Annotated in this window: 14 protein-coding genes; 6 read left to right on the top strand and 8 right to left on the bottom strand. The window is 72.0% G+C overall.

Annotated features, from left to right (window positions below; translation table 11 throughout):
- Positions 1–65 precede the first annotated feature (65 nt).
- Positions 66–836 carry a VOC family protein gene (locus ACFY3L_RS35845; RefSeq protein ID WP_389334537.1) on the top strand — a complete coding sequence of 257 codons (771 nt, stop codon included), beginning with the start codon at positions 66–68 and terminating at the stop codon, positions 834–836.
- A gap of 58 nt (positions 837–894) precedes the next feature.
- Here the strand turns inward: ACFY3L_RS35845 and ACFY3L_RS35850 are convergent, their stop codons facing one another.
- Both ACFY3L_RS35850 and ACFY3L_RS35855 read right to left on the bottom strand, forming a co-directional pair.
- The gene (locus ACFY3L_RS35850) at positions 895–2,244 is read right to left on the bottom strand and encodes a serine hydrolase domain-containing protein (protein ID WP_389334540.1); all 1,350 of its coding nucleotides are present in this window, start codon (positions 2,242–2,244) and stop codon (positions 895–897) included.
- Positions 2,241–2,588, bottom strand: a complete 348-nt coding sequence (locus ACFY3L_RS35855) for a histidine triad nucleotide-binding protein (protein ID WP_389334543.1) — start codon at positions 2,586–2,588, stop codon at positions 2,241–2,243. Before ACFY3L_RS35855 ends, ACFY3L_RS35850 begins: the two co-directional genes overlap by 4 nt.
- Positions 2,589–2,630: 42 nt before the next feature.
- Between ACFY3L_RS35855 and ACFY3L_RS35860 the strand changes: the two genes are divergently transcribed.
- Positions 2,631–3,368: an SDR family NAD(P)-dependent oxidoreductase gene (locus ACFY3L_RS35860; RefSeq protein WP_389334546.1), complete on the top strand. Its 738-nt coding sequence runs from the start codon at positions 2,631–2,633 to the stop codon at positions 3,366–3,368.
- An 81-nt stretch (positions 3,369–3,449) separates the two neighbouring features.
- Here the strand turns inward: ACFY3L_RS35860 and ACFY3L_RS35865 are convergent, their stop codons facing one another.
- The 3 genes from ACFY3L_RS35865 to hrcA are packed head-to-tail and all read right to left on the bottom strand — an operon-like array spanning position 3,450 to position 6,321.
- A complete protein-coding gene (locus tag ACFY3L_RS35865; RefSeq protein ID WP_389334549.1) occupies positions 3,450–4,145 on the bottom strand; it encodes a 16S rRNA (uracil(1498)-N(3))-methyltransferase in 696 nt (231 codons plus the stop codon).
- Complete coding sequence (dnaJ, locus tag ACFY3L_RS35870; protein ID WP_344511975.1) at positions 4,142–5,266, bottom strand: molecular chaperone DnaJ; 1,125 nt, start codon at positions 5,264–5,266, stop codon at positions 4,142–4,144. The genes ACFY3L_RS35865 and dnaJ overlap by 4 nt, the downstream gene beginning before the upstream one ends.
- Before the next feature lie 32 nt (positions 5,267–5,298).
- Positions 5,299–6,321, bottom strand: coding sequence for a heat-inducible transcriptional repressor HrcA (gene hrcA, locus ACFY3L_RS35875; RefSeq protein WP_389334552.1), 1,023 nt, complete (start codon positions 6,319–6,321; stop codon positions 5,299–5,301).
- 185 nt (positions 6,322–6,506) lie between these two features.
- Here hrcA and ACFY3L_RS35880 point away from each other — a divergent pair, with 185 nt between their 5' ends.
- Positions 6,507–7,127 (top strand): DUF4870 domain-containing protein, encoded by a 621-nt coding sequence (locus ACFY3L_RS35880; protein ID WP_389334555.1) that lies wholly within the window; start codon positions 6,507–6,509, stop codon positions 7,125–7,127.
- A gap of 116 nt (positions 7,128–7,243) precedes the next feature.
- On the opposite strand, the gene hemW is transcribed toward ACFY3L_RS35880, so the two are convergent.
- Entirely contained in the window at positions 7,244–8,440 is a 1,197-nt protein-coding gene (hemW, locus tag ACFY3L_RS35885) for a radical SAM family heme chaperone HemW (protein WP_389334558.1), read from the bottom strand.
- A 17-nt stretch (positions 8,441–8,457) separates the two neighbouring features.
- Between hemW and ACFY3L_RS35890 the strand changes: the two genes are divergently transcribed.
- The 3 genes from ACFY3L_RS35890 to ACFY3L_RS35900 all read left to right on the top strand — a co-directional run bounded on the left by ACFY3L_RS35890 (position 8,458) and on the right by ACFY3L_RS35900 (position 11,270).
- On the top strand, positions 8,458–9,234 hold the full coding sequence (locus ACFY3L_RS35890) for an enoyl-CoA hydratase family protein (protein ID WP_389334561.1): 777 nt from the start codon (positions 8,458–8,460) through the stop codon (positions 9,232–9,234).
- Positions 9,235–9,331: 97 nt separating this feature from the next.
- The gene (locus ACFY3L_RS35895) at positions 9,332–10,225 is read left to right on the top strand and encodes a hypothetical protein (RefSeq protein WP_389334564.1); all 894 of its coding nucleotides are present in this window, start codon (positions 9,332–9,334) and stop codon (positions 10,223–10,225) included.
- 124 nt (positions 10,226–10,349) lie between these two features.
- On the top strand, positions 10,350–11,270 hold the full coding sequence (locus ACFY3L_RS35900; RefSeq protein ID WP_389334567.1) for a phytanoyl-CoA dioxygenase family protein: 921 nt from the start codon (positions 10,350–10,352) through the stop codon (positions 11,268–11,270).
- Between the two features lie 156 nt (positions 11,271–11,426).
- On the opposite strand, the gene ACFY3L_RS35905 is transcribed toward ACFY3L_RS35900, so the two are convergent.
- The gene (locus ACFY3L_RS35905) at positions 11,427–11,708 is read right to left on the bottom strand and encodes a GlsB/YeaQ/YmgE family stress response membrane protein (RefSeq protein WP_344511989.1); all 282 of its coding nucleotides are present in this window, start codon (positions 11,706–11,708) and stop codon (positions 11,427–11,429) included.
- 65 nt (positions 11,709–11,773) lie between these two features.
- On the bottom strand, positions 11,774–12,229 hold the full coding sequence (locus ACFY3L_RS35910; protein WP_389334570.1) for an NUDIX hydrolase: 456 nt from the start codon (positions 12,227–12,229) through the stop codon (positions 11,774–11,776).
- Positions 12,230–12,246: the final 17 nt, after the last annotated feature.

A 12,246-nucleotide genomic window follows, 5' to 3' on the forward strand; every position in this document is an offset into this window, starting at 1 on the left:
AAGTCCGGACAGAGCCCTTCGTCCAGTGGTACTGAGGCAGAGGACGACATCGACAGGGAGGCCAGATGGTCGAGCGCAGCGGATACGTCGACGGTGAGCCCTGCTGGGCCGACCTGGTCGCCCCGGACCTCGCCGCCGCCCAGCGGTTCTACTCGGCGCTGTTCGGCTGGACGTTCCTGGACACCGGCGCCGACTTCGGGCACTACGTCATGTGCCTCAAGGACGGCAAGGTCGTGGCCGGGATGAGCCCGCCGATGCCGGGCGCGGAGCAGACACCCGCCGCCTGGAGCCTGTACCTGATGTCGCACGACCTGGAGGACACCGCCCGCCGGGTCGACACCGGCGGCGGCAAGATCATCGTCGCGCCGATGGACATCCCGGGCAACGGCCGGATGCTCTTCGCCCTCGACCCGTCCGGCGCCGCGTTCGGCGCGTGGGAGCCGGGCCAGCACACCGGCTCCCAGCTGTTCGACGAGGACGGCGCGCTGTGCTGGGCGGAGGTCAACACCCGCGACCCCGACGCCGTCGACGCCTTCTACCAGGGCCTCTTCGGCTACCGGCAGACCCGCGTCGAGGCCGACGAGCAGTTCGACTACACGGCGTGGAGCCTCGGCAACGCCGACCCCGTCGCCGGGCGGCTCACGATGACCGACGCGTGGGAGGGCATCCCGCCGCACTGGATGGTCTACTTCGCCACCGCCGACACCGACCGCGCCGCCGACCTGGTCCGGTCAGCGGGCGGTCAGGTGCAGCACGGGCCGTTCGACTCCCCGCACGGCCGCATCGCGGTCGTCGTGGACCCCAACGGCGCCGTCTTCACGATCATCTCCCGCTAGCCGGCCCGCCCCCTCACCCGGCGCACCCTGCCGCCGCCCCGCCCCGTCACCCGGCGCGTCAGAAGCGGTACTTGTCGAACGTCTCCTGCCCGCGCGTGAAGCGGTACGTCGCCCAGTGCAGCCGCTCGACGGTGCCGTCCTCGGCGCGGGTCAGTCGCAGGAGCTCGCCCGCCTCCCGCCCGGACACCGTGCGGAACACGTCCGGCTGGCCGTCGACCGGCGTGAAGACCGCCGGTGGCCGGTTCGCCGGCTGGTCGACCGCCCGTGCCTGCAGGACGCCGGAGTGCCAGCTGAAGACGTACTCGAAGCCCTCGCCCCACCAGCGGCCGAGCAGCGAGCGGTACCGCTCCGGCGGCGGCGGGGCGGGCCGCCACGGCGCGATGTCGGCCGGGTCGCTCTCGACCGCGGCGGCGAGCAGCTGGTGCGTCAGGTCGATGACCTCGCCGGCGGTGCCGGACGAGCCGAGCGCCGCCGCCCCGAACGCCGCGGGGGTGCCGGCGCCGCCGACCCGGCCGTAGGCGCCGGCGAGGAACCCCGGCATCGCCCCGTCGTGCCCGACGTGCACGATCCGCTCGCCGCCGGGCTGCGGCTGCAGGATCAGGCCCAGGCCGATCCCCCGCGCCCACAGCACGTCCTCGGTGACGGCCCGCGGCGCCCGCATCTCCTCGACCGTCTCCGCGGCCAGGACACTCCCGGCGGGGTCGAGCGCGCGGGGGTCGGCCAGGAACGCCGCCCACTTCGCCAGGTCGGCCGCGGTGCTCCACAGCTGCGCCGCCGGGCCGACCGCGCCGAAGTCGTCGGGGGGCTCCGGGTGCGCGTAGTCGGACCAGGCGTCGACCTGGTAGCCGACGACGGGCCGGGCCGGTGTGACGACGACGTCGTCCAGGCCGAGCGGGTCGAGGATCCGCTCCCGCAGCACCTCCTCCCACGTGCCGCCGCGCAGCCGCCCGGCGAGGTGCCCGAGCAGCGCGATCGCGAGGTTGGAGTAGTGGAACCGCCGGCCGGCCGGCAGCACCCGCTCGGCCCGGTCGAGCTGGTCGAGCAGCGTGTCGACGTCGGGCGCCTGCATCGTGTCCCAGACGTCGCCGAACGGCTCGCGCTGCAGCCCCGACAGGTGCGACAGCATCCTGCCGACGGTCAGGTCGCCGTGCGCCTTCACCGGCAGGTGCCGGGAGATCGGGTCGTCGAGGTCGAGAAGCCCCTCGTCGCGGCACTGCATGACCAGCACCGCGGTGAACGTCTTGGTGACCGAGCCGATCCGCAGCTGGCTGCGCTCGTCGACGTCCGTGCCGACGGTGAACGTCCACAGCGGCCGGTCCGCCCGGTGGATCGCGACGCTCAGCGCCGGGACGCGGGCCTCGGCCTGGACGTGGCGGGCGAGCCGCTCGTACTTCTCGAGCGCCGTCATGCCGCCAGCATCCGGCCGAGCGGGCGGCCGCCGAGCACATGCCCGTGCACGTGGAAGACCTCCTGGCCGCTGAACCGGCCGGTGTTGAAGATCACCCGATATCCGTCCCCGGCCAGCCCCTCCTGCTCCGCCACCGCGGCGCAGGCGGCGAGCACCCGTCCGGCGAGCGCCGGGTCGGCGGCGGCGAGCGCGGCGACGTCGGTGTGGTGCGCCCTCGGGATCACCAGCACGTGTGTGGGCGCCTTCGGGTCGATGTCGCGGAACGCCAGGGTGTCGTCGGTCTCGTGAACCACGGTCGCCGGGATCTCGCCCGCGACGATGCGGCAGAACAGGCAGTCAGTCACAGTCGCATCGTATGTGTCCCGCGGCTCTTGTACGGTGCTGCCATGGCTGGACGCAAGGTGTTGGTGACAGGTGCATCCCGTGGCATCGGCGAGGCGGTCGCACACGCGTTCGCCGCGGCCGGCGACACGGTCGCGGTGCACCACCGCGACTCGGCGGACCTCGCCGAGAAGGTCCGGGCGGCGCTGCCCGGCGACGGCCACGTGATCGTCTCCGGTGACCTGACCGACCCCGGCGCGGTCCAGGCCTTCGTCGACGGCGCGGCGCTCTCCCTCGGCGGCCTCGACGTGGTCGTCAACAACGCGGCCGTCGCCGTCGAGCACCCGATCCTCACCGACGACTACGCCACCTGGCAGGCCGCCTGGCAGCTGACCCTGGCCGCCAACCTGGCCGGCCCCGCCAACGTCTGCTGGTGCGCCGCCCGCCACCTCGGCGAGGGCGGCCGGATCGTCAACGTCTCCTCGCGCGGCGCGTACCGCGGCGAGCCCCGCTACCCGGCGTACGGCGCCGCCAAGGCCGGCCTGAACTCGCTGACCCAGTCCCTCGCCCTGGCCCTGGCGCCGAAGGGGATCGCGGTCAACGCGGTCGCGCCCGGGTTCGTCGCCACCGACATGGGCAACGCCGTCATGGCGACGGGCGACGGGGACGCGATCCGCGCGCAGAGCCCGTTCAACCGGGTCGCCCGGCCCGAGGAGGTCGCGGAGGCCGTGCTCTTCCTCGCGAGCTCGGAATGGTCCTCGGGCGCCGTCCTCGACCTGAACGGCGCGTCCTACTTCCGCTGACCGCCGCCATTGACCGCCGCCATTGACCGCGGCCGGTGACCGCGGCCGGTGACCACGGCCGGTGACCGCGGCCGGCAGGGGCTACCAGCGGCCGAGGCGGACCGACAGGGCGGCCAGGGCGGCAGCACCCGCGGTCGAGGTGCGCAGGATCTCCCGGCCCAGGCGCACCGGCACAGCGGCAGGGAACGCTGCCAGCTCCTCCGGCGCGATACCGCCCTCTGGGCCGACGACCAGCGTGATGTCGCCGGCAAGCGGGACGGTCGACAGCGGTACCGACGCCTCCTCGTGCAACAGCAGGACGGTGCCGGTGAGGGAGAGCTGCTTCGTGGTCCGCGCGTCGGTGACCTCGGGCAGCCAGGCGCGGCGGGACTGCTTGACCGCCTCGCGGACCGTGGACCGCCACCGCTCGACCGGCTTGGCGTCCTTCCACCGCGCGATGCTGCGGGCGGCCTGCCACGGGACGATGCGGTCGACGCCGAGCTCCGTCATCAGCTGCACGGCCAGCTCCGCCCGCTCCCCCTTCGCGATCCCCTGCACGACGGTGATCTGAGGGTCGTGCGCCGCGACGGCGGACCGCTCACCGAGCTCGAGATCCAGAGCGCCCTTGTGCGCCGCGGCGACCACCGCGGTCAGCAGGCCGCCGCGGCCGTCGCAGAGCAGGAGCGCTTCACCGGGCGAGAGCCGCTGCACGTTGGCGGCGTGATGCCCTTCGGGGCCGTCGAGCCGCCACTGGTCCCCGACAGGAAGATCGGGGACCAGAAAGAGCGGAAGGCTCACGCGTGTCCGTTGAAGGCGTCGCGCACGCGGGAGAAGAAGCCGCCCTGCTTGGACAGCTCCGCGACCTCCTCGCCGCGGGTGCGGGCGAAGTCGCGCAGCAGCTTCTCCTGCTCCGGCTCCAGACGCGTCGGGGTGCGCACGTCGAGGTGGACGTGCAGGTCGCCGCGGCCGGTGCCGCGCAGGTGCGGGACGCCCTTGCCGCGGATGCGCAGGGTCTGGTTGGGCTGGGTGCCGGCCTTGACGTCGACCGTCTCCTCGCCGTCGAGGGTCTTGATCGTCAGCCGGGTGCCGAGGGCCGCCGCCGTCATCGGGACGGTGACCCGGCAGTGCAGGTCGTCGTCCTTGCGGGAGTACACGTCGTGCGGACGCTCGTGGATCTCGACGTAGAGGTCCCCGGGCGGGCCGCCGCCGGGCCCGACCTCGCCCTGCTGGGCGAGGCGGATGCGCATGCCGTCCTCGACGCCCGACGGGATCTTCACGGTCAGCGTGCGGCGGGTGCGGACCCGGCCGTCGCCGCCGCACGTCGCGCACGGGTGCGGGATGACGGTGCCGAAGCCCTGGCAGGCCGAGCACGGCCGGGCCGAGACGACCTGGCCGAGGAACGTGCGCTGCACCGACTGGACCTCGCCGCGACCGCCGCAGATCTCGCAGGTGGTCGGGTGGGTGTTGGGCGCGGTGCCGGCGCCGGTGCAGGTGCTGCACACGACGGCGGTGTCGACGGTGATCGGCGCCTCGACGCCGAACGCGGTCTCGTGCAGGTCGAGGTCCAGCCGCAGGATCGCGTCGGCACCCGGCCGGATCCGGGGGCGAGGCCCACGGCTGGCGGTCGTGCCGAAGAACGCGTCCATGATGTCCTGGAACCCGACGAACGCCCCGCCCTGCGGGCCGGCCCCGCCGCCACCGGGCGCGAGCGGGTCGCCGCCGAGGTCGACCATCTCCCGCTTGCGCGGGTCGGACAGCACCTCGTAGGCCGCGTTGATCTCCTTGAACTTCTCCTGTGCCACAGGGTCGGGGTTGACGTCCGGGTGGAACTCGCGCGCCAACCGTCGGTAGGCGCGCTTGATCTCGTCGGCCGTGGAGTCCCGCTTGACACCGAGAATCCCGTAGTAGTCCTTCGCCACTGAGTCCTATGCCCCTGACTCGTCCATGAGGTTCAACCTTGTCCCAGCAGATCGCCGACGTAGCGTGCCACGGCGCGCACCGTGGCGATGTTTCCGGGGTAGTCCATGCGCGTCGGCCCGAGCACACCCATGCCGCCCACCACCATGGAGCCCGGCCCATAGCCGGTCGCCACGATCGACGCGCTGCGCAGGTCCTCGATCTCGTTCTCGTCGCCGATGCGCACCCGGGTCATGCTCGGCTCGACCTCGCCGAAGAGCTTGAGCAGGATGACCTCCTCCTCGAGCGCCTCGAGGATCGGCCGCAGCGAGCCCTGGAAGTCCAGCAGGCCGCCGCGGGCCAGGTTGGCGGTGCCGGCGAGCGCGATGCGCTCCTCGGTGCGCTCGACCAGGGTCTCCAGCAGGACGGTCGACAGGGCGGTCATCGGCGGGCGCAGGCTCGGCCCGGACTCCTCGACGAGCGCCTGGACCAGGGGCGGGGTGTCCACGAGGCGCTTGCCGACGAGCTTCTCGTTGATCCTGCGGCGCAGCTCGGTGACGTCGTCGGCGGGGATCGCGCGGGGCAGGTCGACCATCCGCTGCTCGACCCGGCCGGTCTCAGCGATCATGACCACCATCAGCCGGGTGGTGGACAGCGGCACCAGCTCGAAGTGGCGCACGCTGGCCCGCGACAGGCTCGGATACTGCACGACGGCGACCTGCCGGGTCAGCTGTGCGAGCAGCCGCACGGTGCGGTGCACGACGTCGTCGAGGTCCACGGCGCCGATCAGGAACCGCTCGATCGCCCGGCGCTCGGCGGGGCTCAGCGGCTTGACGCGGGACAGCTTGTCGACGAAGAGCCGGTAACCGGCGTCGGTGGGCACGCGACCGGCGCTCGTGTGCGGCTGCCGGATGTAGCCCTCCTCCTCGAGGACGGCCATGTCGTTGCGGACCGTCGCCGGAGAGACCCGCAGGTTGTGCCGCTCGACGAGGGCCTTGCTGCCGACGGGCTCCTGGGTGGCGACGTAGTCCTCGACGATGGCACGCAGGACCTCGAGCTTGCGCTCGTCGAGAGCCATGCGCACCTCCCTGGAGAACTGGCACTCCCACTTCGTGAGTGCCAGTCTACGTCGCCCGCGCCGCCCACGGAATGATCGTCATGTGTACGAACCGCCGCCATTACAGTGGTCTGCGCCGAGTTTGTCCAAAAGAAGTCATGCCACGTCGCTGGCCATACTTGATCGGTACCCCTACCGTGGCCCCCATGAGTGAACCACCTCGCCCCGGGGAGTACGGCGTGCCGCAGGACCCCAACAACCCCTATTCGATGCCGGGCGGGGCACAGTATCCGCCGCCGGGCCAGGACTACGGCCAGCAGCCGCCGGTCTCCGGTGGAGGCTACCCGCCGCCCACCAGCGGCGCGGGCTACCAGGACCCGAACGCCTACCAGCAGGGCGGTTACCAGCAGCCCGGCGGCTACCAGCAGCCCGGCGGTTACCAGCAGCCGGGTCAGTACGGATACCAGCAGCCCGGTGGATACCCCGGCGCCGGCGGCCCGGTCGGCTACGCGAACAGCGACGAGAAGACCTGGGCCCTGATCGCGCACTTCGGTGGCATCTTCATCGGCTTCATCGCCCCGCTCATCGCGCTGCTGGCCAAGGGCAACGAGTCGCCCACGGTCAAGGCGCACGCCAACGAGGCGCTGAACTTCCACATCACGTGGGGGATCATCCTGTTCGTGGGTGCCCTGCTGTCGATCTGCACGTTCGGGCTCACGCTCATCGTGCCGTGGATCATCATCATCGTGTTCGCGATCATCGCCGGCATGAAGGCCAACGGCGGCGAGCTGTACCGCTACCCGATGACGTACCGCTTCATCAAGTAGTACATCCAATCGTTCGAGGGGCGGCCACCGAGCCGCCCCTCGCCATGTCCGGCCGCAAAGGCCCCACAAAGGCCCCATAAGGCCCCACAGGGACACGGCCGGCCGCGAAGACACGCTCAGGTCAGGTCGCGGGCCACGGCGTCCGCGAGCAGCCGGCCACGCAGCGTGAGCACCGCCCGGCCCTCAGCGAACGGCCCGGCCTCCAGCAGCCCGTCATCGAGGCAGCGGCGGGCCCCCTCCAGCGCCGGCGGCTCCAGGACGGCCAGGGGCAGGCCCGAGGCGAGCCGGATCCGCAGCAGCACGTCCTCGAAGCGCCGCTCCTCCTCGGTCAGCACCTCCCGCGCCTGCCCCGGCGACGCCCCGTCGGCGAGGCGCGCCGCGTACGTGTGCGGGTGCTTCACGTTCCACCACCGCACCCCCCGCACGTGGCTGTGCGCGCCGGGCCCGAGCCCCCACCAGTCGCCGCCGCGCCAGTAGAGCTCGTTGTGCCGGCAGGGCGAGTCGCGGGACCAGTTCGACACCTCGTACCACGTCATCCCGGCCTCCGTCAGGGCCTGCTCGGCGGCGAGATAGCGGTCGGCGGCCACGTCGTCGTCCGGGTACGGCAGCTCACCGCGGCGCATGCGGGCCGCCAGCCGGGTGCCGTCCTCGACGATCAGGGCGTACGCGCTCACGTGGTCCACGCCCGAGTCGATCACCGTGCGCAGGGACGCCGCGAAGTCCTCGGGGCGCTCGCCGGGCGTGCCGTAGATCAGGTCCAGATTGACCCGTTCGAACCCGGCCGCGTGCGCCTCCGCGACCGCGGCCGCGGGCCGCCCGGGGGTGTGCCGGCGGTCGAGCACCGCCAGGACGCCCGGCGCGACGGACTGCATGCCGAGGGAGATCCGGTTGAACCCGGCCGCACGCAGGTGCCGCAGGCCGGCCGCGTCGACGGACTCCGGGTTGGCCTCCGTGGTGACCTCGGCGTCGCCGGCGAGCCCCCAGGTGCGGTCGATGCCGTCGAGGATGCGGGCCAGCTCCGCCGGCGGCAGCAGCGTGGGCGTGCCGCCGCCGAAGAACACCGTGTCGACCCGGGGCGGCGCGACCACCTTGGCGGCCAGCGCCAGCTCGTCGAGGACCTGCTCGGCGTAGCCGGCGCTCAGGACGCCCTCGTCGGCGGTGTACGTGTTGAAGTCGCAGTATCCGCAGCGGGACGCGCAGAACGGGACGTGGACGTAGACCCCGAACCCGGCCTCCCCCGCCGCGTCGGCGACCCCGTCGGGCAGCGCGCCGTCACGGGGGATCGGCTCACCTTCTGGCAGTGTTCCGGGCATTTCACTAGTGTGCCCGCATGCCACTCGTACGGTCACAGGCGGCGCATGGCGTGGCGACGGTCACGCTCGACAGCCCCGCCAACCGCAACGCGCTGTCGACGGCCCTGATCGAGGAGCTCCTCGCCGCGCTCGCCGCCGCCACCGCGGACGACACCGTGCGGGTCGTCGTGCTCACCCACACCGGGCCGGTCTTCTGCTCGGGCGCGGACCTGAAGGAGACCGCGGCCGCGTTCGGCTCGGGCAAGCCGCCGATCAACCGGCTCGGCGAGGTGCTCACCGCGATCTGGGAGTGCCCCAAGCCGGTCGTCGCGCGGCTCACCGGGCCCGCCCGCGCGGGTGGCCTGGGCCTCATCGCCGCCGCCGACATCGCGGTCTGCTCGCTCGAGGCGACGTTCGCGTTCTCCGAGGTGCGCATCGGCGTCATCCCGGCCGTGATCTCCGCCACGGTGCTGCCGCGGCTGTCCCCGCGCGCCGCCGCGGAGCTGTTCCTGACGGGGGCGACGTTCGACGGTGCCCGGGCCCGCGAGATCGGCCTGGTCACCGCCGCGGTCGCCGCCGACCAGGTCGACGAGGCCGTCTCGTCGTTCGTCGCGGCGCTGGTACGGGGAGCGCCGGGCGCGCTGCGCGGCACGAAGGAGCTGCTTCGACGACGGAAAGCCGACACGTTCCGTGACGAGCTCGCGGCCATGACGGAGCTTTCCGTGTCGTATTTCGGTTCCGAAGAGGGAATCGAGGGAATCATGGCATTCAGGGACAAAAGAGACCCAAACTGGATCCCTGACGGCGTCGCCTGAACGGCCGGACCCGCCTCACCCCCCGCGGGTGTCGCCGTGGATCGCGGGGGTGCAGTGGCGGGCGGGACGTACGCTGGTCGAGTTCTCAGGTCGGGAGGTGACGATGCGTACACGACACGTGCTGATCGCGATGGTCGTGCTGGGCATCGTCGCGACCGCCGGCATCTACGCGGTGCTGCAGAAGCTCGGCGACCACCTGCCGGCGCTGCTGCCGCCGGGCCGCGCCTGCGTCATCGACGCCGGTAACGCACCCGCCGCGTCGTCCGGGGCCTCGGCCGGCACCTCCGTGCCGCTGGACTCGGAGCAGGTCGCCAACGCCGCCACCATCACCGCCGTCGGCCTGCGCCGCGGCGTGCCCCGGCGGGCGCTGGTCGTGGCCCTCGCCACCGCGTGGCAGGAGTCGAAGCTGGAGAACCTCGCCGGCGGCGACCGCGACTCGATCGGCCTCTTCCAGCAGCGCCCCAGCCAGGGCTGGGGCAAGCCCGAGCAGATCGCCGACCCGCGCTACGCGGCGAACGCCTTCTACACCGCCCTGCTGAAGGTCAAGGGCTGGGAGAAGATGCGCGTCACCGACGCCGCGCAGGAGGTCCAGCGCAGCGCCCATCCCGAGGCGTACGAGAAGTGGGTCGACGAGTCGGAGATCATGGCCCGCGCCCTGAGCGGCGAGGCCACCGGCGCCGTCTCCTGCACCGTCACCGAGTCCTCCAGCCACGGCGCCGAGGCCGCGCAGACCCTCGCCGCCGGCGTCAAGCTCGACTGGGGCAACGTCAGCACCGCCGACGTCGCCGACCTCGTCGGGGTCGCGCTCAAGGTCCGCGAGCCGAAGACCGGCTGGCAGTACGCGCACTGGATGGTCGCCCACGCCCAGGACCACGGCGTCAAGCGGGTCGCGTTCAGCGACATGGAGTGGACCGCGAAGAGCGGCAGCTGGACGCGAATCACGCAGCGTGGCGGCGCCGGCGGCGACCGCGTCGTCGCCGAGGTCTACTGACGCGCAGGTTGCACGCCGTTCGTACGGGATTTCGCACTGTCCGGTGGAGAACTCCCGACTCGGTTCGTTGTACACCTCGCGTTACCATCGGTCGTTCCCTGGTTGACGAAAGTAAGGGGAGGACATGACGTCCGCTGCACCCGACTACGGCGGTCTGACCGGCTATGAGCCGATCAGCGAGGCCGACCGCAAGGAATTCCTGGACCAGGGCTTCCTGCTGGTCCGCAACGTGTTGAAGGAAGACCACCGCGCGCAGCTCGAAGCCGCCATGGACCGGGTCTACGCCGAGGAGAAGGCGGCCGGCTCCAGCAGCATGAAGAAGGACGGCACGCTGCACCTGCTGGGCTTCCTGAACCGTGACGAGCTCTTCGGGCACCTGCTGACCCAGCCGACCCTCTTCCCGTACATGTGGGGCCTGGCCGGCTGGAACATCTACACGCACCACAACCACCTCGACATCACGCCGCCGGCGGCGATGACGGAGGCTCCGTCGTGGGGCTGGCACCAGGACGGGTACCGGCAGAACTCCGACCCGGAGACCATGGACCCGAACCTGCCGCGGCCCATGTTCTCGCTGAAGATCGCCTATGTCATCTCCGACCTCTCGGAGACGGGCCGCGGCGCCACCAAGGTCATCCCGGGCAGCCACCTGTGGAACTCGCTGCCCCGCCCCGCGGACACCACGGTCGAGAACCCCGACCCCGAGGGCACCGTGGAGATCACGGCGAACCCGGGCGACTGCTTCATCTTCGACCGGCGCCTCTGGCACTCCCGGTCGCCCAACTACTCCGACGTCACCCGCAAGATGCTGTTCATCGGCTACACGTACCGGTGGATCCGCAACCTCGACGACATGCCGATCGACTACGACGGCGAGTGGTGGGCCAACCGCACCCCCGTCCAGCGCCAGCTCCTGGGTGAGGCCACGCACACGGCCAACTACTGGGGCATCAACTGGAATGGCTACATCGACGAGGAGATCCCCCTCCGCAAGGAGCTCAAGACCCGCGGCCTCCTCGACCGCTCCATCCCCTGGCTCCGCTAGGGCTTACCCCCCTTTCGCCACCGAAGCGGCCGTGCCCTCGTACCCCCGAGGCGCACGGCCGCTCCGCATGTCAGGCACGGCACGCGAAGGAAGTCGGGCACGACACGCGAAGGCCCCCAGTCCGGGGAGGCTGGGGGCCTGACGCGTTGGAAACTGTTACAGGGTGCTGCGGCGTCCGCGACCGGCCACGCCGACCACCAGGGCCACGCCGACGGCGGCGACCAGCACCTGGATCAGCAGCTCGCCCCAGTCGACACCGGGGGTGTCGGTGGAGATGCCGATGGCATTCGCGATGACGGTGCCGAGCAGGGCGGCGACCACGCCGATCACCATGGTCAGCCAGATCGGGATGTTCTGGCGGCCGGGGACGACCAGCCGCCCGAGCGCGCCGACGATCAGGCCGACGATCAGTGCCGTGATGATTCCGGTGACAGTCACGGTTCCTCCTTCAGAGCCTCAACCAGGGGGTTGCAGTTGCGGTTGCGCTCTTATTGCCCGTGACCTCAGGTGACCAAACGCTCCGGTGATCGACGAACCTCACGAATCGCCGATTCCATGGTGGTGAACGCGAGCGGGGGCGGATCGGACAAAGGCACCCAGGCGTACTCCGTGCCTTCGGACGTGTCGAGGGTGATGGTGGCGCCGGGGGCCAGTCGCGCCAGCCAGAAGCAGTCCAGGACGGGCAGCTGTTCGTCCTGGTACTCGTAGGTGCCGATCCACATGCCGACGAAGGCGCCGAGCAGGACCTCGACGCCGAGCTCCTCGCGGGCCTCGCGGACCGCCGCGTCGCGGGGGTGCTCCCAGCCGTCGCAGAAGCCGCCGGGCAGGTCCCACCAGCCGGCCTGCGGCGGGCGGGCGCGGCGGATGACGACGAAGCGCCCGGCGTCGTCGAAGATGATGGCGGTGCCGGTCGGGCGGGGGTTGACGAAGACCTCGTACCCGCAGGCGGCGCACTTCACCGGCGGGGCGTCCGTGG

The organism is Dactylosporangium sp. NPDC000521 (genome assembly GCF_042898305.1).
Taxonomy (GTDB): Bacteria; Actinomycetota; Actinomycetes; order Mycobacteriales; family Micromonosporaceae; genus Dactylosporangium.

Excerpts from the sequence above, each read along its gene's own strand:
- ACFY3L_RS35850 (WP_389334540.1), bottom strand. The coding sequence starts at position 2,244 with ATGACGGCGCTCGAGAAGTACGAGCGGCTCGCCCGCCACGTCCAGGCC.
- ACFY3L_RS35900 (WP_389334567.1), top strand. The coding sequence starts at position 10,350 with ATGACGTCCGCTGCACCCGACTACGGCGGTCTGACCGGCTATGAGCCG.
- ACFY3L_RS35880 (WP_389334555.1), top strand. The coding sequence starts at position 6,507 with ATGAGTGAACCACCTCGCCCCGGGGAGTACGGCGTGCCGCAGGACCCC.
- hrcA (WP_389334552.1), bottom strand. The coding sequence starts at position 6,321 with ATGGCTCTCGACGAGCGCAAGCTCGAGGTCCTGCGTGCCATCGTCGAG.
- hemW (WP_389334558.1), bottom strand. The coding sequence starts at position 8,440 with ATGCCCGGAACACTGCCAGAAGGTGAGCCGATCCCCCGTGACGGCGCG.
- ACFY3L_RS35890 (WP_389334561.1), top strand. The coding sequence starts at position 8,458 with ATGCCACTCGTACGGTCACAGGCGGCGCATGGCGTGGCGACGGTCACG.
- ACFY3L_RS35845 (WP_389334537.1), top strand. The coding sequence starts at position 66 with ATGGTCGAGCGCAGCGGATACGTCGACGGTGAGCCCTGCTGGGCCGAC.
- ACFY3L_RS35860 (WP_389334546.1), top strand. The coding sequence starts at position 2,631 with ATGGCTGGACGCAAGGTGTTGGTGACAGGTGCATCCCGTGGCATCGGC.